This window comes from Streptomyces sp. NPDC016309, assembly GCF_043077235.1.
Lineage (GTDB): Bacteria > Actinomycetota > Actinomycetes > Streptomycetales > Streptomycetaceae > Streptomyces.
In genome coordinates this window covers 119,104-138,513 of the sequence record NZ_JBIBSG010000002.1, presented here as the reverse complement: position 1 = coordinate 138,513, position 19,410 = coordinate 119,104, and the positions used below count along the sequence as shown (strand labels likewise).

At 75.8% G+C, this 19,410-nt stretch carries 10 protein-coding genes; 4 read left to right on the top strand and 6 right to left on the bottom strand.

Features of this window, described 5'->3' with window-relative positions; genetic code table 11:
* Positions 1-16 precede the first annotated feature (16 nt).
* Positions 17-1,462 (top strand): pyridoxal phosphate-dependent aminotransferase, encoded by a 1,446-nt coding sequence (locus tag ACF068_RS05210; RefSeq protein WP_392272794.1) that lies wholly within the window; start codon positions 17-19, stop codon positions 1,460-1,462.
* Here the strand turns inward: ACF068_RS05210 and ACF068_RS05205 are convergent.
* The 3 genes from ACF068_RS05205 to ACF068_RS05195 all read right to left on the bottom strand — a co-directional run bounded on the left by ACF068_RS05205 (position 1,452) and on the right by ACF068_RS05195 (position 4,301).
* Positions 1,452-2,195 carry a PIG-L deacetylase family protein gene (locus tag ACF068_RS05205; protein ID WP_392272793.1) on the bottom strand — a complete coding sequence of 248 codons (744 nt, stop codon included), beginning with the start codon at positions 2,193-2,195 and terminating at the stop codon, positions 1,452-1,454. The genes ACF068_RS05210 and ACF068_RS05205 overlap by 11 nt on opposite strands.
* Positions 2,196-2,286: 91 nt before the next feature.
* On the bottom strand, positions 2,287-3,117 hold the full coding sequence (gene nadE, locus ACF068_RS05200) for an ammonia-dependent NAD(+) synthetase (protein ID WP_392272792.1): 831 nt from the start codon (positions 3,115-3,117) through the stop codon (positions 2,287-2,289).
* A 233-nt stretch (positions 3,118-3,350) separates the two neighbouring features.
* A complete protein-coding gene (locus ACF068_RS05195) occupies positions 3,351-4,301 on the bottom strand; it encodes a glycoside hydrolase family 5 protein (RefSeq protein WP_392272791.1) in 951 nt (316 codons plus the stop codon).
* Between the two features lie 144 nt (positions 4,302-4,445).
* On the opposite strand from ACF068_RS05195, the gene ACF068_RS05190 reads away from it, so the two are divergent.
* Positions 4,446-5,042 carry a Type-2Aa cytolytic delta-endotoxin gene (locus ACF068_RS05190; protein ID WP_392272790.1) on the top strand — a complete coding sequence of 199 codons (597 nt, stop codon included), beginning with the start codon at positions 4,446-4,448 and terminating at the stop codon, positions 5,040-5,042.
* 64 nt (positions 5,043-5,106) lie between these two features.
* On the opposite strand, the gene ACF068_RS05185 is transcribed toward ACF068_RS05190, so the two are convergent.
* On the bottom strand, positions 5,107-8,250 hold the full coding sequence (locus ACF068_RS05185) for a BTAD domain-containing putative transcriptional regulator (RefSeq protein ID WP_392272789.1): 3,144 nt from the start codon (positions 8,248-8,250) through the stop codon (positions 5,107-5,109).
* A 144-nt stretch (positions 8,251-8,394) separates the two neighbouring features.
* On the bottom strand, positions 8,395-8,943 hold the full coding sequence (locus ACF068_RS05180; RefSeq protein ID WP_392272788.1) for a DUF2165 domain-containing protein: 549 nt from the start codon (positions 8,941-8,943) through the stop codon (positions 8,395-8,397).
* Positions 8,944-9,045: 102 nt separating this feature from the next.
* Between ACF068_RS05180 and ACF068_RS05175 the strand changes: the two genes are divergently transcribed.
* Positions 9,046-10,734, top strand: a complete 1,689-nt coding sequence (locus tag ACF068_RS05175; RefSeq protein ID WP_392272787.1) for an FAD-binding oxidoreductase — start codon at positions 9,046-9,048, stop codon at positions 10,732-10,734.
* A 146-nt stretch (positions 10,735-10,880) separates the two neighbouring features.
* Complete coding sequence (locus ACF068_RS05170; protein ID WP_392272786.1) at positions 10,881-11,675, top strand: VOC family protein; 795 nt, start codon at positions 10,881-10,883, stop codon at positions 11,673-11,675.
* A 69-nt stretch (positions 11,676-11,744) separates the two neighbouring features.
* On the opposite strand, the gene ACF068_RS05165 is transcribed toward ACF068_RS05170, so the two are convergent.
* Positions 11,745-19,370, bottom strand: coding sequence for an SDR family NAD(P)-dependent oxidoreductase (locus ACF068_RS05165; protein ID WP_392272785.1), 7,626 nt, complete (start codon positions 19,368-19,370; stop codon positions 11,745-11,747).
* Between the last annotated feature and the right edge of the window lie 40 nt (positions 19,371-19,410).

Below are 19,410 nucleotides of genomic sequence, written 5' to 3'. Positions count from 1 at the left end.
CAGGGAGGGCAGATCCATGGCCGGCGACATCACCACGCTTTTCCGTGCGTCCACCGCGCACAGCCCCTCGATCGCCATGCTGGACCGGGCGGGAGGCGGAGGCGGAGGCGGGGGCGGGGCGCCCGGCCGGATCACCGACTTCTGCATCCCCTGCAACCCCTACTTCCCCACCCCCGCGATGTTCGAGCGGCTGGGCGGACGCCTCAGAGAGATCCTCACGTACTACCCGAGCAGCGCGGACACCATCACCGCCGAGCTGTGCCAGACGCTGGGACTCAACCCGCAGACCGTCGCCATGGGCAACGGCTCCACCGAGCTGATCACCTGGATCGACCACCTGCTGGTGCGGGAATCCCTCGCCGTGCCGGTGCCCACCTTCGGGCGGTGGACCGACCAGCCGATGGAGACGGGCAAGCGCGTCGACATGATGCTGCTGCCCGAGGCGCACGGCTTCCGGCTCGATCCCGACGCCTTCGTACGCTTCATCCGCACCCGGGGGTCCCGTACGGCCGTCATCTGCAACCCCAACAACCCGGACGGCGGGCTGCTGGCCAAGGACCAGGTGCTGGCGCTGTGCGACGCCCTCCAGGACCTGGACCTGGTGGTGGTGGACGAGTCGTTCCTGGAGTTCTCCGACGCGGCCGCCGCGACGAGCATCGCCGACGAGGCGGTGCTGCGGCCCAATGTGATCGTGCTGCGCAGCCTGGGCAAGAACTTCGGCCTGCACGGCGTGCGGTTCGGCTACCTCGTCGCCAACCCGGCGATCGCCGGGCTGATCCGCTCGATGCTGCCGAAGTGGAACCTCAACTCCTTCGCCGAGGCGGTGGTGTTCATGCTCCGGGAGCACGGCCGGGAGTACGAGGAGAGTCTGCGCCGCTCCCGGCAGGACCGGCAGGAGATGACCGTCCGGCTCTCGGGCCTGCCGGGCCTGACCGTCTACCCCTCGCAGGGCAACTTCGTCTACGTACGACTGCCGGTGGGCGTGGACGGCGCGGCACTGCGGGACCGGCTGCTGACCGAGCACTCCGTACTGGTGCGGGAGTGCGGCAACAAGCTGGGCAGTTCCAGCCGGTTCCTGCGGCTGGTCGTCCGCCCGCCGGAGGAGGTGGGGCGGCTGGTGTCCGCGCTGGAGCGAGTGCTGTACGGGGGCCCGGTGCGGCCGGCTCCCCTGCCGGCGCCGTCCCTCGCCGCGCCGCCCCTCCCGGCACCGGCGGTGGCGGGCACGCCGGACGGGGGCACCCCGCTCGCGGTGGCGGGCGTGCCGCACGGCCTCCAGCTCGTGCCCGCGTCGGCACCGGTCCTGGTGCCGCCGCCGTCGCGGCCCGCCGCCGCGCCACCCGCCGCCGCGACCGTCCCCGCCGCCCCGGCCGCGCCCGCGGCGCCGGCGGTCGGCCCCATGGCGATGGCCCGGGGGTACACCTCCTCCGGCACCGCGGCCGTGGACCGGCTCGTCAGCGGCTGAACAGCTCGAACGCCACGGCCGGACGCCCGCCGAAGCGTTCCGCCACGGTCCGGGCGTTGGCGGCGAGGAAGGACCGGCAGTACTCCTCCGGGTCCTGGTCGGTCAGCCCCTCGATGTAGGCGCGGTGCTCCAGCAACGACCTGACGGCGCGCTCCATCCCGGGCGTCGCGTCGACGGCGTGGGTCGGCGTGGACGAGCCCGCGACGGCCACCCAGCGCACACCGTTCCAGGGTTCGAGCCCCCGCTCGGTCAGCTCGGGGAAGATCCAGCGGTTGCCCGCGTCACCGGCCGCGTCGAGGGTGGCCCGGCCGACCGCGACATGGTCCGGGGTGTTCCAGGCCACCCCGCCCCAGGTGTCACGGTGGTTGAGCGTGATGACGAGCTCGGGGCGGTGGCGCCGGATCGCCGCCGCGATGTCCCGGCGCAGCCCCAGGCCGTACTCGATGACACCGTCCCGGTGGTCCAGGAACTCCACCTCGGAGACGCCCACGACCGCCGCGCTCGCCCGCTGCTCCCGCTCCCGCAACGGCCCGCAGGTCGCGGGGGCGAGGGTGTCGATGCCCGCCTCGCCGCGGGTCGCGAGGACGTAGGCGACCTCCCGGCCGCCGTCCGTCCAGGCGGCGACGGCCGCGGAGCACCCGTACTCCAGGTCGTCGGGGTGGGCGACCACGGCGAGGGCGCGCCGCCAGTCCTCGGGCATCGGCTTGAGCTGGTCGTTCACATGATCGGTCATGGCCGCCAGCCTACGGGCGTGCTCGTCCCCGGGGCGGGACGTCCCGCCGACCGGTCGCGGACACCGCAACCGGACGGCGGGCGGCGCCGGTTCAGGGGGCGATCGGGAGCTGCCGCTTGTGCTCGGTGAGCCGGTAGCGGTTCACGATGGCCTCGTGGGCGGCCCCGTCGACCGGCCTGCCCTCCAGGAAGTCGTCGATGTCGTCGTACGTCACGCCGAGCGCCTCCTCGTCGAGCCTGCCCGGGTTCAGGGACTCCAGGTCGGCCGTCGGGGGCTTGCGCACCAGTTCGGACGGCGCCCCCAGGGCCTCGGCGACGGCCCGTACCCGGCGCTTGGTGAGCCCGGTGAGCGGCACCAGGTCGGCCGCGCCGTCCCCGAACTTGGTGAAGAAGCCGGAGACCGCCTCGGCGGCGTGGTCCGTGCCGACGACCAGGCCCTCGTGCGCGCCCGCCACCGCGTACTGGGCGATCATGCGCTGCCGGGCCTTGATGTTGCCGTGCACGAAGTCCTGGTGGTGCGCGTCCCGGAAGACCGCGTCACCGGCCAGTACGGCCTCCAGGGCGGCGTCGCTGGCGGGCTTGACGTCGACGGTCAGGACCCGGTCGGGGCGGATGAACTCCAGCGCCCGCTGCGCGTCCTTCTCGTCGGCCTGGACGCCGTACGGCAGCCGCATCGCGTAGAAGGTCGCCTCCCGCCCGGTGCCACGCACCCGCTCGACGGCGAGCTGGCAGAGCCGGCCGGTGGTCGTGGAGTCCACGCCGCCGCTGATGCCCAGCACCAGCGACCGCAGGCCCGTGGAGAGGAGCCGGTCGGCGAGGAAGGCCACCCGGCGCTCGATCTCCTGCTGTGCGTCGAAGGACTCGCTCACCCCGAGATCGCGGGCGATCTCGCGCTGGGTCGGTATGGGCGCCAGGTCGGTCACGGCTGCTGCTCCTCGGTCGGGCCCGTGGGCACGGTGGGCGCGCGCGACCGGGCCGGGGCCGCGGACGCGCGCAGGGGACACGAGCACTCTAAAGGGGGAGGGCGGCGACGTGCGCCGACGGCCCGGCGACGGCCCCGCCCCGCGCCCCGCGCGCACGGCGGGGCGTGCGGACGGGGAGCCGTGCGGGCGGGGGGGGCCGGTGGTGCGGACGGCCGGGGGCCGGCCGGGGGCGGTCAGGACGCTCGGAGCCGGTCGCGGATCCAGACACCGGCCGGCTTCAGGGCGGCGGTTCCGGCCCAGGGGCCGTTGCGGGCGCCGGTGCCGGGCTGGAAGACCGCGCCGGAGCGGTGGTCGTCGGAGAAGTTCCAGTTGACCCAGCCGATCCCCTTCCGGGCCATGAGGTCGAGGTAGCGCTGCGCCATGGCGAAGTCGTCGGCGCCTTCGCCCGCGTGGTCCTGGGTGCCGAACTCGGTGACGAAGACGGGCAGCTCGTCCGCCGCCCTGGAGAGGGTCCGGAGGTACTCCTCGCCGTGGGAGGCGGCGTAGAAGTGGAAGGTGTACATGATGTTCGAGGCCCGGACCGGGTCGCGGACCACCTCGTTCTCGTCGGAGCCCTCGGAGACGCCGAACGACGACCACGCGCGCGTGCCGACGAGGACGGGGCTGTGCGGGTCGAAGGCCCGGATGGCGGGGACGAGTTCCTCGGCGTAGCTCCTGATGCGGGACCAGCCGACGCCGCTGGGCTCGTTGGCGATCTCGTAGAGCAGGTTCTCCTTGCCGGCGTGGCGCCGGGCGATCTCGGTGAAGAAGGCCGTGGCGTCGCGCAGGTTGTGGTGGGGGTCGCCGGGGTCCAGGACGTGCCAGTCGACGATGGCGTACATCCCGCGCGCGGAGGCCTCTTCGATGAGGGAGTGCACCAGGTCCGTGAAGCCGCGCGGGTCGGTCTCGTAGCCGTCCTCCTGGACGTACAGGGAGAGGCGCAGGACGTCCGCGTTCCAGTCGGTGGCCAGGGCGTCCAGGGACTCGCGGGTGAGGCAGTGGCGGTACCACTGAAGACCGTGGGTGGACATGCCGCGCAGTTGGACGGGCCTGCCGTGGCGGTCGCAGAGCCTGGTTCCGCGAACCTGAAGCCTGCCGTGGACGGCGACCGGGGTCGCGGCGGTGGGGGCGGGTGAGCTGTTCACCGTTCCATGATCCGCCCCGCCTGCCGGGCGCGGTGGCGGCGGGCGGGTCCTCCGGGCCGGCATCCGGACGCCCGTGCGGCGGCCGGGCGGCGGAACGGCATACTGCGACCGGGCGCGATCACTTCCGACTTGCTAGGAGCAGCCATGGTTGACCGGATCGCCGCCGAGAAGACGACCTTCCGGCCGGTCTTCGAGGTGGGATCGTCCTTCATGGAGCAGGCGCGGGGCATCGAGGCCCGGTTCCAGCACGCGATCGCGCCCGCGACGGTGGACTTCGACTTCGGCGAGATCAGCCGGGCGGCGCACGGCATCCCCGACGGCTCGACCGTGAGGATCGTCCGCGGCTGGGGCCTCCAGGAGACCGCGCCCGTGAGCGTGATGGTCCTCTCCCTGCGGGAGGCGGTGCGCCAGGCCCTGCCGCGGCCGTTCGCCAACCCCGCCTTCTGGGACCGGACCGAACGGGCCCTCACCGACGCCTTCGTGGGGCTGTACGGGCAGACGGGCACCCATCTGTCGTTCTACCGGGAGGAGCCGGACGCGACCGGCTACTACTACAACCTGCTGTTCGCCCTCCAGGACGAGGAGACCGAGGGCTCCGTGTACGCCGTCGCCCTCTGTGCCGACGTGACGGTCGCCCTCGGCCCGGACGACGTCCGGACCCTGACGGTCGAGGACACCGCCCCGTACACGATCCGGGTCAACGCCATCACCGTACGGCGGACCCCGCCCCTGGCGGACTGACCGCCCCCCGGCCGCCGGCGGGCCGTCGTGGCTACGCGCTCGGCGCGGGGCACGGCGTCCCGCCTCACCGCTCCCGGGCGCCGTCCATGGCCGCCGCCCGCAGCGCGGCGGCCTCGTCCCGTGCGCGGGCGGCGCCCTCCGGGTCACCGGCCAGGGCGTGCGTCCGGGCCAGGGTGTCGAGGCCGACGGCCAGCCAGGTGCGGGACCCGATCCGCCGCCACAGCGTCACGGCCGCCTCCGCGCGGCGGCGGGCCCGCTCCGGGCGGCCGGCGGCGAGCTGTGCCTCCGCGAGCGCGTACAGCGTCGCCGCCTCGCCCCACACGTTGCCGAACTCCCGGTAGGTCCACAGGGTCCGGGCCAGCAGCCGGCGCCCTTCCCGGTGGGCGCCCCGGCGCACCAGGACGTCCCCGAGCCAGCAGGTGGCGTGGGTGGCGCCGAGCCGGTCGCCGAGGCCCTCGCTGATCGAGGCGGCCCTCCGGAAGCAGTCGGCCGCCTCCTGGAGGGCGCCGAGCGCGCGGTGGCTCTGTCCCAGACAGCGCAGGGCCTGGGCCTCGCCCGGCCGGTAGCCGGCCTCCCGGCTCGCCCGCAGGCACTGCGTGAACCGCTCCATCGCCTCCCGCACACGCCCCTGTTCGAGGTCGATGACGCCGATGCCGTTGGTGGCGTAGACGAGGCAGTTGACGTTCCCCGCCGTGCGCGCCAGCTCCGCCGCCCGGTCGAAGTACCGCACGGCCGAGGCGTACTGGCCGAGCAACCGGTGGACGTACGCCAGCCCGGCGGTGGCGCCGGCCCGGTGGGCGGGGCCCTCTCCGTCGGCGAGCCGCAGGGCCTGCTCGAAGTGGTCCAGCGCCTCCGGGTAGCGGTCGAGGACGGTGGTGAGTTCGCCGAGGCAGCGGTGGAGCTGGGTGGCGCTGCGCCGGTCGCCGGCGCTCAGCGCCGCCTTGAGGGCGCGGCTCTGGAGCCGTTCCCAGTCGTCGAAGTGGCTGCCGACCTGGAAGAGCGTGGTGAGCGTGGTGGCCAGGGCGGCGGCGGGGGCGATCCCGTCGCCGTCGAGCGCCCGGTCCGCCACGTCGATGAGGAACTGGCGCTCGTCGGTGAACCACGCCAGCGGGTCGGCGAGGAGCTGGTCGACGTCCTCAGGGGACAACCGCCAGGACGCCAGTTCCCGGTGCGAGATGCCCTGGAAGTCGACGCTCAGGGTGTCCGCCGCCAGGTCGGCCAGGTGCAGGCTCGCGTCCAGCAGCCTGCCGAACGCGGCCGTGCGGCCCGTCGGCGGGTCCTCGCGTTCCGCCCGCTCCCGGCCCAGCAGCCGGACCAGGTCGTGCAGCCGGTAGCGCGTCCCGGCGCCGCCCGCCGGGCCGGCCTCCATGAGGTGGACCTCCACCAGGTCGTCCAGCACGGCCTCCGCGCGGCGCAGGTCGAGGTCCAGCAGGGCGGCCAGGGCCCAGGCGGCGAAGTCGGGTCCGGGCAGCAGGGCGAGCATCCGCAGGGCGTGCCGGTTCGTCCGGTCCATGCCCCGGTAGGTGAGTTCGAGACTGGCCCGTACGGCGATGTGACCCACCGCCAGTTCGTCGAGCTTGCGCTGCTCGTCGGCCAGCGCCCGGGCGACCTTCGCCAGCGGCCAGTGCGGCCGGGCGGCCAGGCGGGCCCCGGCGACCCAGACCGCGAGGGGGAGGCCGTCGCAGGTCTCCACGATGGACCGCGCCGACTCCGCCTCGGCCGCCGTCCGGTCGGCGCCCAGCATCTCGCGCAGCAGGGTCAGGCCGGTGGCGGGATCGAGCACGCCGAGGGGCAGCCGGTGCCCGCCGAGGCCGGCGAGCGTGGTGCGGCTGGTGACGACGGCGCCGCAGGCGTCGCCGCTGGGGAGGAGGTCGTCGACGTGCAGGGCGTCGGCGGCGTTGTCCAGGACCACCAGGATCTTCCGCTGGGCCAGCAGGCTGCGGTAGAGGTGGAGCCGCCCGGTCGCCTCCGTGGGCACCGCCCCGCCCCGGACGCCGAGGGCCCTCAGGAAGGTGCCCAGCACCGTGAACGGCTCGGCCGGTCCGTCGCCGAAGCCCCGCAGGTCCGCGTAGAGCTGGCCGTCGGGGTAGCGGGGCGCCAGCAGATGGCCGGTACGCACCGCGAAGGCGGTCTTGCCGACCCCGGCCGGCCCGGTGACCAGCAGCGTCACCGGACCGGAGCCGCCTCGCCCCAGCAGCCGGCGGGCGCGGGCGATCTCCTCCTCCCGCCCCACGAAGACGGGCGGCGCGGGTGGCAGGAGCCGTGGCAGGGGCTGCCGCGCACTCGCCCCCGGCCGGTCCTCCGGCGCCTCCCCGGTGCCGCCGTCCACCGGCCGCGGCGCGGGTGGGGCGGCGGCGGGGGCGGGGGTGGGCGCGTCCGGTGGACGGCCGGAGGCCGGGGTCGGGTCCAGGTCCGTGCCGGGGCCCGGGCCGGTGTCCTGGCCGGGGCCCGGGATGGGCGCCGGGGCGGCGGTGAGGGTGGGGTCGGCGGTGAGGATCCGCCGGTGCAGCCGTCGCAGCGGCGCTCCCGGGTCCACCCCCAGCTCACCGGCCAGCAGCCGCCGGGTCCGTTCGAAGCACTCCAGGGCCTCCGCCTGGCGACCGCTGCGGAGCAGGGCCACCATGAGCTGCCCGACCACCCGCTCGTCCAGCGGGTGCTCCGCCGCCCGGGCGGCGCACTCGCCCAGCACCCGGGCGTGCTGCCCCAGCCGCAGCCGCACGTCCACCAACTCGATCCGCGCGGCCAGCCGTTCCCGCTCCAGGACCTCCCGCTGGGCGTTGAACCACGGGGTGTCCGCCCCGGTGAAAGGCTCCCCCCGCCACAGCGCCAGTGCCTCCTCCCAGGCGGCCAGCGCGGTCCCGTCCCCGTCCGCCGCCCGGGCCTGCCCCGCGAGGGCGCGGAACCGGTGCAGGTCGACCGTACGGGGGTCCACGGCGAGCCGGTAGCCGCCGCGTTCCCGGCGGAGGACCGCCCCGCTGCCGGCCAGCGCGTGGCGCAGCCGTGAGACGTACCCGTACAGCGCCTCCCGCCCGCGCCGGGGCGTACGGTCGCCCCATACGCGGTCCACCAGTACGTCGGCGGGCACGACCCGGTCGGCATCGGGGAGCAGCGCCCCGAGGACCAGCCGCTGCCGCACGTGCCCCACCTCCACCGGCATGCCGTCGTGCCGGACCTCGACGGCGCCCAGAACCCCGAACCGCACAGCCACCCGACCCGCCTCCGTCACGGTTGTGTCGGACACCGGCCTATCCGCCAACGGCCTCGGGCCCAAGGCTGATTCCGGACTTTCCGCCCGCGGGCCCTCACGCGCCCCGGTCGCGCCCTCGTGACGCGCCGCTGCCGCGCGCCGCCGTCAGTGCCGGTCGCGGGTGCCGGGGAGGTTGACCGTGAGCAGGGCGAACGCCGCCAGCACCACGTACCGCAGCGCCGAGTCGAGGCCGTTCCAGTCGGATGACTGCCACATGGCGAACCACTCGCCCCCGATGCCGAAGAAGCCGGCGCCGAACAGCAGCAGCACCATCACCAGGCCGAGCGTGCTCGCCCGGCGGGCGCGGTCGTGGATGCCCCGCCGCAGGCCGGTGGCCCACAGCCAGGTGGCGAGCACGAGCACGGCGGCGGTCAGGACCTCCCACACGATGATGGCGAGGTACGCGGCGTTCTGGAGGGCCGGGGAGGTGACGGCCCGCCACATGAGCTGCGGGTCCCTGAAGGTGGTGTCCATGGCGAGGACGTGCCGGACGAACTGCTGGTTGGTGCCGTAGTCGGTGATGTTGCCGAAGGCCACCAGGACCATGGACAGCGCGACGGTGGCGGTCAGCACGGCTGCCGCGACGGGCGGGGTGCCCAGCCGGAGGAGCCGGTCGGCCGGGGTGGTGCCGGTGCGTTCGGTGGTGCCTGCCACGTCGAGATCCCCCTCATCGGTCGGCCGGTCGCGGGCAACCCCGCGCCGCTCCTTCCCATCATCCTCCCTGCGACAGGTCAACACGGCAGTGGGGAACGGACGATGGACGAGTCGGCGGCGAAGGCACGGCGGGCGGACAGGGCGACGACGGGGACGAGGACGGGCGCGGACAGCGGCGCGGCGGCGCGGACGGATCCGGGCGGCGCTCCGGGCCGTCGCCGTCTGCTCGGCGCCGGTGCCGCCGCGGTGCTCTCGGGGGCGTTCCTCGCGGGGACGGCCGGCACCCGGGCGTCGGGCGCGGGAGCCGGGACGGCGGGCGCGGGAGCCGGGACGGCGGGCGCGGCCAAGGCGCCGGCCCCGCCCCGGGCGGCGGACTGGACGGCGCTCGCCAAGGGGCTCGACGGGACGCTGGTCCGGCCGGGCGACCGTGACTACGACGTGGCCCGTACGCTCTTCAACCCGCGGTTCGACGGGGTGCGTCCGGCCGGAGTGGCCTACTGCGCGCGCCCCGAGGACGTCCGGAGCTGCCTGGCGTTCGCCCGCCGGCACGGGGTACCGGTCGCGGTGCGCAGCGGTGGGCACTCGTACGCGGGCTGGTCGTCCGGTCCGGGGCTGGTCGTGGACGTCCAGCGGATGGCGTCCGTCTCCCTGACGGGCGGGACCGCGACGATCGGCGCGGGCGCCAAACTCATCGACGTCTACGACCGGTTGACCGCCCGCGGCCGAACCGTGCCGGCCGGGTCCTGCCCGACCGTGGGGGTGGCGGGTCTGGCGCTGGGCGGCGGCATAGGGGTGGTCAGCCGTGCGTACGGCCTGACCAGCGACAGCGTCACCGGTGCCAGGATCGTGACCGCCGACGGCCGGATACGGGACGTGGACGCCCGCCACGACCCGGACCTGTTCTGGGCGCTGCGCGGCGCGGGCAACGCACAGTTCGGTGTGGTCACGGAGCTGCGGATGCGTACACACGCGGCGCCGGAGTGCACCACGTTCTTCCTCTCCTGGCCCTGGTCGCGCGCCGCCGCGGTGGTGCGGGAGTGGCAGCGGTGGGCGCCCACCGCGCCGGACGGCATCTGGGCCAACCTCCACCTCGCCGCCCCGGTGGGCGGGCGGCCGGGCTCGGTACGGGTCGGCGGGCTCGCCCTCACCGGCCGCCGGGACCTGGAGAACCGGCTCGACCGGCTGGCCGGGGCGATCGGCGCGGCGCCCCGGTCGGAGTCGATCCGCACCCGGCCGTTCATGGACGCGATGAAGGTCATGGGCGGGGTGTCCGGCTGGACCGTGCCGCAGGCCCACCAGAAGGGGACCCTGCCGGGGCGCACCGCGCAGGGCCGGGTGGCCCGCGAGTCGTACACCGCGCGCTCCGACTTCTACACGCGCCCCGTCCCCGCCGCCGGGATCAAGGCGCTGATCTCCCGCGTGGAGGGCCTGGCGCGGCTGAGCGGCGGCGGGTCGGGCAGCATCGCGCTGGACGCGATGGGCGGCGCGGTGAACCGGGTACGGGCGGCCGACACCGCGTTCGTCCACCGTGACGCGCTCTTCCTCGCCCAGTACATCGTCTCCTGGCCGGACCGTGCCCCGGCCGCGACGGTGGCCCGCCACCGGGCGTGGCTGGACGGCACGTACGACGTGATGCGGCCGTGGGCGAGCGGGCAGGCGTACCAGAACTACACGGACCCGGCGTTGCGGGACTGGCGCCGCGCCTACTACGGCGGCAACGCCGGCCGGCTGGCGAAGGTGAAGGCGACGTACGACCCGGGGCGCCTGTTCCGGCACCCGCACGGCTTCTGAGCCCCGGCCGCCGGGCCCCGCGGCCGGTCCGGCGGCCGGTCCGCCGCTTCACCGGTTCGTCCCTCCCGGAGGGCGGATGCCGGTGGCGGGTGCCAGGCTCGTGCCGTACGCGACTTCCGTGAGACCCGCGAAACGAGGCATGCGCCGTGATCACCACTGACTTCGCACCCGGCTCCCCCTGCTGGCTCGACCTGGGGGCGCCCGACGTCCCGGCAGCGGCGGATTTCTACGGTTCGGTGTTCGGCTGGGAGTTCCTGCCGTTCAGCGCCGAGGAGGGGGACTACGGCTCCTTCCGGCTGGACGGCAAGACGGTCGCCGGACTCGGGAAGCTCACCGAGGAGGGCGCCCGTTCCGCCTGGATGATCTACTTCAGCACGCCCGACGCGGACGCCACCACCGAGGCCGTGCGACGGTCGGGCGGCACGGTCCGGGTCGCCCCGATGGACGCCGGCGGTGAGGGCCGGATGGCCCAGTACACCGACCCGCAAGGTGGCCAGTTCGCGGTCTGGCAGCCGGGCGGCACCAAGGGCGTGGACGTGGTGGACGGGCCGGGCAGCCTCGGCTGGACGGAGCTGTACACGACCGACGCGGCGGCCGCGAAGGAGTTCTACGGCAGCCTGTTCGGCTGGCAGACCCAGGACATGGACCTGCCGGGCGGCGGCGGGACGTACTCGCTGATCACGCCGTCCGGGCTGCCTCCCGAGCGCATGCACGGCGGTCTGATGCAGCTCCCCGCCGACGCGCTCACCCTGACCGGCGGCCGCCCCTACTGGCACCCGGTCTTCGGCTCCGCCGACTGCGACGCGACGATCGCGAAGGTCAGGGAGAAGGGCGGCACGGTGCAGATGGGCCCCGAGGACGCCGAGGGCGTCGGCCGCCTCGCCGTCTGCGTCGACCCGGCGGGCGCGGACTTCGTGGTCCTGACCCCGTCCATGGGCTGACTCCCCGGACGGGGGGTCCGCTCCCCCGGCGCCCGGGTCTCCGGGCCCCGGGGGGGACGGGACGGATGGTCAGCGGGTGGTGGCCGGGGCGGGGGTGGCGGGGCGGGCGGTGAGCCGTTGGTGGACGAGGCGGGCGATGTCGGCGAGGGTCAGGCCGTTGCCCATCAGTTCGGCGGGTGAGACGACCAGGTCGAAGCGGTTGCGGACGGCGACGAGGAGTTCGGCGCCCATGAGGGAGTCCATTCCGTAGTCCTCCAGCCGGCGGCTCGGGTCGATGCCGTCGCCGCTCATGTGCAGTACGCCCGCCAGCAGGGTGACGAGGGCCGCGGTGATGGCGGCCTCGGCCTCCTGGGGCGCCATGTGGGCCAGTTGCGCCGGCAGGTCGGCCCGCGCGTGGTCGCCGTCGTCCGTGGCGTCCGGTACGAGGGCCCGGAAGCGGGCGCCGCCCAGCAGGGGGAGCAGCCCCTTGACGCGCCCCCACTCGCACCGCTCGACGCCGGCGACGGCGGTGCCGGCGACCAGCGACGGGCCGGCCGCCGTGAGCGCCTCGTCCGGGACGGCGGGCACCATTCCGCGGCGCGCGACGGCGTGCTCCAGGTCGTGGCGGGCGACGTACCCGGTGTCCGCGATCGCGCCCCACGCGAGGGTCGTGGCGGGCAGTCCGGCCGCCGCGCGGTGGCGGGCGAGCGCCTCCAGGTAGGCGTTGCCGGCCGCGTAGGGGGCCTGGCCGACGTTGCCGACGGAGGCCGTGAGGGAGGAGTAGGCGACGAACAGGTCGAGCGGCCGGTCACGGGTGAGCCGGTCCAGCAGGGCGCCGCCCGTCGTCTTGGGTGCCAGGACGGCGGCGGTCCGTTCGTCGGTGAGCTCGGTCAGGGGCGCGTCGTCCAGGTGCATGGCGCAGTGCACCACGCCCCGCAGGGGGTGGCCGGTGGCGTCGACGTCCCGCAACAGGCGCCGTACGGCGTCCGGGTCGGTGATGTCGGCGGCGTACGCGGTCGCCCGTACGCCCCGTTCGGCCAGGCGCGCCAGGACGGCTTCCGCCTCCGGGGCCCGCTCCCCGCGCCGGCTCACCAGGGCCAGGTGCCCGGCGCCCAGGCGGGCCAGCCGGTTCGCGGTCGCGGCGCCGAAGCCGCCGAGCCCGCCGGTGACCAGGTAGGTGCCGGACGGGTCGAGGCACGGTTCGTCGGGTCCGGTGGTGACCGGGACCGGTTCGTCCAGGGGGTCGAAGGTGACGACGACCTTGCCGGTGTGGCGGGAGTGCTGGAGGAGGCGGAAGGCCTCCTCGACGCGCGCGGCCGGGTACGCGGTGTAGGGCAGCGGCCGGTAGGTGCCCGCCGCCACCCGGTCGGCCACCTCGGCGAAGAGGCCGGCGTTGCCGGGCGCGTCCAGCGGCAGGGTGTTGAGGTCGACGCCGAAGAAGGCGATGTTGCGGTCGAAGGGGCGCATCGGCAGCGGCCTGTCCTCCAGGATGTCCCGCTTGCCGAGTTCGACGAAGCGCCCGCCGGGCCGCAGCAGTTCCAAGCTCCGGGCGAGGGCCTCGCCGGCCAGGGAGTTCACCACGACGTCGACGCCGGTGCCGTCGGTGAGGCGGCGCACCTCGGGCGCGAAGTCCAGGCCGCGGGAGTCCAGGACGTGGGCGACGCCCTGGGCGCGCAGCCAGTCCCGCTTGGCCTCGGTGCCCGCGGTGGCGATCAGCCGGGCGCCGTGGGCGCGGGCGTACTGGAGGGTGGCGATGCCGATGCCGCCGGCGCCGCCGTGGACGAGGACGGTCTCGCCGGGTGCGAGGCGGGCGAGGCGGTGCAGACCGTGGTGGACGGTGGCGTGGACGACCGGGAGGGTCGCGGCCTCCGCGAAGCCCATTCCCTCGGGCACCCGGCCCAGGGACCGCTCGGAGGTGACGGTGTGCGAGGCGAGCGCGGCGGGTGCGAGCCCGTACACCCGGTCCCCGACGGCCCACCGGGTCACGCCGCGGCCGACCTCGGTGACGACACCGGCGCACTCCAGCCCGGGGCCGAGGGCGGTGGGGGTGCCTTCGACCGCTTCGGGGGGCAGCAGCCCGTTGGCCGTCAGCGTGTCGCGGTAGTTGAGCCCGGCGGCGCGCACGGCGATGGTGACCTGTCCGGTGCCGGGCCGTGCGGGAGTGGCGCGTTCCCAGCCGAGGCGGTAGCCGAGGCCGGGGTCGCAGACGCGCAGGGTGAAGGGCCCGGCCGGTGCGGCGGACCGGGTGAGGCCGGGCCGGGTGAGGCCGGGCCGGGCGTGGCTCTCGCGCGGGACGAAGCGGCCGCCCCGGGTGAGCACGATCTCGTCCTCGTCGCCGGGGTCGAGCAGCTCGGCGACCAGTCGCCGGGCGTCCGCCCCGAGGTCGTCGCCGCGCTCCAGGCTGACCCGGCGGATGCCGAGCCGGGGTTGCTCGTTGGCGAGGGTGCGGGCCGTGCCCCACACGGCGGCGTCGCCGGGGAAGGCGGGGTTCTCGGGGGCGGGCAAGAGGCCGCTGGGCCGGGTGACGAGCCACAGCCGCAGCGTGACGTCCTCGGGCAGGCCGTCCCGGCAGACCCCGGCCAGGTCGCGCAGGAGGGCCGTCCGGCGGGTGGCCTGGGCGGTCAGCCGGACGGGGTCGGTCTCCGGTGCGGCGAACAGCAGGACGAGAGTGACCTCCCGGGCGCCGGACGCCAGCAGCCCGGCGAGGGTCTCCGGGGCGGAACCGGCGGCGGCGGTCAGGACGGCGGCGGCCGGGCGGGAGGCTGAGGCGCCGTCCGCCGAGGCTCCGGTCGCCTCCCGGAGGCGGTCGGCCAGCGCCCGGCCGGCCTCGCTCTCCTCGTCGGTCTCGACGGCGACGGCCCAGGCGGTGTCCGGTCCCGGGGCGGCCGGGGGCGGGGGCGGGGCCGGGTCGCCGGTGGGGGCGGCGGCGAGGAGCACGGAGCAGCTTTCGCCCGTCGGGCGCCGGTCGTCGCCGGTGACGACGACGTCGGTGAAACCGCACTCGGCCAGCAGCGGCGGCCACTGGTCGCGGGCGAGGAGGACGGAGTGGGGCCGCAGGTGCGTGTCCGCACGCTGCCAGAAGCTCTCCAGGGTGCCGAAGAGACCGCTGAGCTCCTCCGGGTCGTGCGGCTCCAGCGCCAGCAGCAGCCCGCCCGGCGCCAGGAGGGCGCGGACCCGGCGCAGCGCGGCGGTCAGGTCGGTGGTGGTGTGCAGGGCGTGCGCGGAGACGACCAGGTCGTACGCGCCTTCGGGGAAGCCCTGGGCGGTGGGGTCGGTGTCGAGGTCGAGGGTGCGGTGGTCGAGGAAGTCGTAGGCAGCGAAGCGGTGTTCGGCGCGGGTGAGGAAGGCGGCGGAGACGTCCGTGTACGTGTAGTGGGTGCGCTCCGGCGGGAGGAGCGGCAGCAGGGCGGCCGTGGTGCCACCCGTTCCGGCGCCGACCTCCAGGACCCGCAGCGGCCGGTCGGCCGGCCAGGCGGCGACCAGGGAGCGCACCAGCGTCTGGGCGATGCGGTTGTGGAACCGGGTCACCGGCGACAGGTCGTAGACGTGTTCCAGGGCGATCGCGTCGGCGGCCACCAGTTCCATGGGGTCCCGGGTGCCGCGGAGCAGCGCGTCCAGGTGCCGGGCCCGCCGGGCGCAGAGCGCGGCCTCCGCGCTGAAGGCCGGGTGGTCCGAGACGAGGGCGCGCAGGAGTTCCCCGCCCCGGCGGACCCGGTCGGTCAGGTACCACCGTCCGTCCGGGAGCGGTGCGAGCAGACCGTGCCGCTCCAGCGCCGGGAGCATCAGGTCCACCAGCGAACGGTGCCTGGACCGGAGGCCGCAGCGGATGAGCGTCCGGGTGTCGAAGGCCGTGCCCGGGCCGGGCAGGAAGCCGTCCAGCACCTCGGCCCAGACGTGGGCGAGGGCCTCCTTCGCCCGGGTGGAGAACCGGTCGTGCGGCATGTCCCGCCAGGCGGTGCGCAGCGCGGCGATCCGCTCGGCGGCCGCGGCGGCCAGGCCGGACGGCGTGGGCGGGGGTGCCGAGGGCGCGGGGTCGCCGGGCCGGGGGGCGGCGCGCAACTCGGTCCGGCGGACCATGAGGGGCGCGGGGTCGGCCTCGGTGAGCCGGCGCAGGCGGCAGCCCTCCATCTCCACGGTGACGGTGCCGTCGTCGTCCGTGACGGTGACGTCCCAGCAGACGTCGGTGGCGGTGCGGGACCGCTCGCGGACGTGCACCAGGCCGGTGGCGGCGGGGGTGCGCCAGACGCGTACGGCGCCGACGGCGGACGGCAGGTGGGCCGACCGGGCGGCCGGGTCGTCGTACAGCAGGGGTGCCCCGGCTTGCAGGGCGCCGTCCAGGAGGGCGGGGTGGACCTCGTACTCCCGTGGCTCGCGCCCGTCGCCGGCGGGGGCGTGCCGGTAGGCGGCGAGCACCTCGCCGCGTCCCACCCGCAGTTCGGTCAGCACCTGGAAGGCGGGCCCGTAGGACAGGCCGGCCCGCTCGCAGGTCCGGTAGTGGTCGGGGCCGGTGACGGTGCGCCGGCACCGGTCGCGCACGGCGGTGGGGTCCAGGGGTTCGGGGCGCGGGTCGAGCAGGGCGCGCACCCGGGCCCGTACATGGGCGCGGGGTTCGGCGGCGCGCGCGTCGGTGCTGGTGATCGTGAGGATGCCGTCGTCCGGTGTCAGCGTCACCTGGGTCCGCAGCCGGCCGGGGTCGGGCCAGGGCACGGCGAGCGGGCGTTCGATGCGGAGGTGGGACACCTCGACGGGGCTGCTTCCGGTGCGCCGGCCGGCGGCCAGGGCCATCTCCACGTACCCGGTGGCGGGCATGACGACGGTCCCGGCGACGCGGTGCCCGGCGAGCCACGGGACCAGGGCGGGATCGACGGCGCCGGACCACAGGGGCTGCGGTGCCGGGATCCGCTCGCCGAGCAGGGGGTGGTCGACGCGGCCGTCGCCGCCGGTGCGCAGCACCCACTGCTCCGGTGTGCCGTTCCAGTGGCGTTCGCGCTGCCACGGGTAGGCCGGGAGGTCGGCGGGCCGGGCGGGGTGCGGGAAGTGGCGGTTCCAGTCGACGCCGGCGCCGGCCGCGGCGAGCGCGGCCAGGGCGTCGGCGACGGCGGCCACGCCGTCGGAGTCGCGGTGCAGGGTCGGGACGTACGCGACCGGGGCGTGCGCACCGGTGGCGCGCCGCACGTAGGGGCGCAGCACCGGATGGGGGCCGACCTCCAGGACGACGCGGGGCCCGTCGGTGAGCGCGTGCTCGACCGCCCGCGCGAAGCGGACGGGTTCGCGGACGTTGCGCCACCAGTAGTCGGCGGTCAGTTCCTCGCCCCGCACGGGGGCGCCGGTGACGGTGGAGATCATCGGCAGGCGGGTGGCGGTGGGGGTGAGGCCGGTGAGGGCGTGCGCGAGGGGTTCGCGCAGCGGGTCCATGGCGGCGCTGTGGAAGGCGTGGTCGAGGTCCAGGTCGCGGAAGAAGACCTGGCGGGCGGCGAGCCGGTCGCCGAGGTCGGCGAGGGCGTCGGGGTCGCCGGCGACGGTGACGTCCCGGGCGCTGTTGGTCCCGGCGATCTCCAGGAGGCCCTCGTACGGGGCGATGGCCGCCAGGGCGTCCGCCTCGCCCAGGCCCACGGCGGCCATGCGCCCGCTGCCCGTGGTGGCGGCCTGGGCACGGCTGCGCTCGGCGATCACGCGGGCGGCGGACGGCAGGTCCAGTGCCCCGGCGGTGTGGGCGGCGGCCACTTCGCCGACGCTGTGCCCGATGACGGCGGCGGGGCGCACGCCGCGGTCGGCGAGCAGGGCGACCAGGGCGGTCTGCACGGTGAACAGCATCGGCTGGGCGATCTCGGTGCGTTCCCACCGGTGGGCCTCGCCCGTCTCCAGCCGTTTGGCCACCGACCAGCCGAGGTGGGGGGCGAGGGCCGTGTCCGCCTCGTCGACGGCCGCCCGGAAGACCGGCTCGCGTGCCATCAGGTCGGCGGCCATGCCGGGCCACTGCGAGCCGTTGCCGGAGAAGACGAACGTCACGCCGCCGGGCCCGGTCGCCTCCCCGACCGCGCCGGCCGAACGGACCGCTTCGGCCGAGTCGGCCGAGTCGGCCGGGCCTGTCGGGTCGGCCGGGCCGGCCGGGCCGGTGGCGGCCGTCCGGGGCGTGGCCTCCGGGCCCTCGTCGCCCCCGAACAGGTGCGTCAGCCGCGCCGCCGCCTCCGGGGCGCCGGTCGCGAACACGACGGCGCGGTGGGGGTGCGCGTCCCGCCGCAGGCAGCTTGTGCGGGCGAGGTCGTAGAACTCCTCCGGCCCGGCGGTGGCGAGGCGTTCGGAGACCCGGGCGGCCGCCTCGCGCAGTGCCCGTGCCGACCGCGCCGAGACGAGCACCGGCAGCGGCCGGCCGTCCGCGGGGGTGGCCTGCCGGGGCAGCGGGGCGGGGGCGGGCGGCGGGGTGAGCACGACGTGGGCGTTGGCACCGCCGAACCCGAAGGAGTTGACGCCCACGGCGGACCGTTCGGTCACCGTCACCGGGTGCGGCTCGACGGCCGGGGCCAGTCCGAGGCCCGCGAAGTCGATGTCCGGGTGGAGCGGCGAGGCGTGCAGGGACGCGGGGACGTGTCCGTGGCGGAGCACCAGCAGGGCCTTGAACAGTCCGGCCACGCCGGACGCGGGTTCCAGGTGCCCGAGGTTCGACTTGACCGAGCCGAGCGGCAGCGCTCCGCCGCCGCGCCGCCGCCCCAGCGCGTTGCCGACGGCGCGGGCCTCGACGGGGTCACCGGCCTGGGTGCCCGTGCCGTGGGCCTCGAAGTACACCAGGTCGTCCGGGTCCACGCCCGCCTCGCCGTAGACGGTGCGCAGCAGTCGCTCCTGCGCGCTCGCGCTGGGCAGGGCCACGCCCTGGGTCCGGCCGTCGCAGTTGGTGCCGGAGCCGCGGATCACGGCGTGGACGCGGTCGCCGTCGGCCAGGGCGTCGGCCAGGCGCTTGAGGACGACCACTCCCCCGCCCTCGGCGCGTACGAAGCCGTCCGCCCGGGCGGAGAAGGCGGCGCACCGCCCCCGCTTCGACAGCATGGCGGCCTGGGCGAAGCCCACGTAACACAGCGGACCGGTCAGGATGTTGACGCCGCCGGCCAGGACGGCGCGGCCGCCGCCCTCGGCGAGGAAGCGGCAGGCGCGGTCGAGCGCGACGAGCGAGGAGGAGCAGGCCGTGTCGATGGCCATGCTGGGTCCGCGCAGATCGAGGACGTGCGACAGGCGGTTCGCCCCGAGCGCGCTCGCCGCGCCGAGCATGGTGTAGGGGTCGACGTCGTCGGTGAGGGAGAGCTGGAGCGTGCCGTAGGAATGGTCGGACATTCCGATGAATACGCCGGTGTCCGATCCGGCCAGTGAAGAGGCGGGAATTCCGGCGTCGTCCAGGGCCTCGACCGCCAATTCCAGCAAGAGCCGGTGCTGGGGGTCCATTTGCGCCGCTTCTCTGGGTGAGATGCCGAAATAGGCGGCGTCGAACCCGGCGATGTCGGAAAGGAATCCGCCCGCGGCCGTGTACGACTTCCCAGGCCGGGGCGCGGCCGGGTCGACGAACCTCCGTACGTCGAAACGGTCGTCGGGGACCTCGCCCACGAGGTCGCGTCCGTCGTCCAGGGCGCTCCACAGTCCGGCCAGGTCGGCGATGTCCCCGGGGAGCCGGCATCCGGCACCGACCACGGCGACGGCGGGCCCGCGACCCTCGACGTCGGAAAATCCCATGAATACGCCTCCCGTAGAAATCGACGGCCGTGGTCGGCAC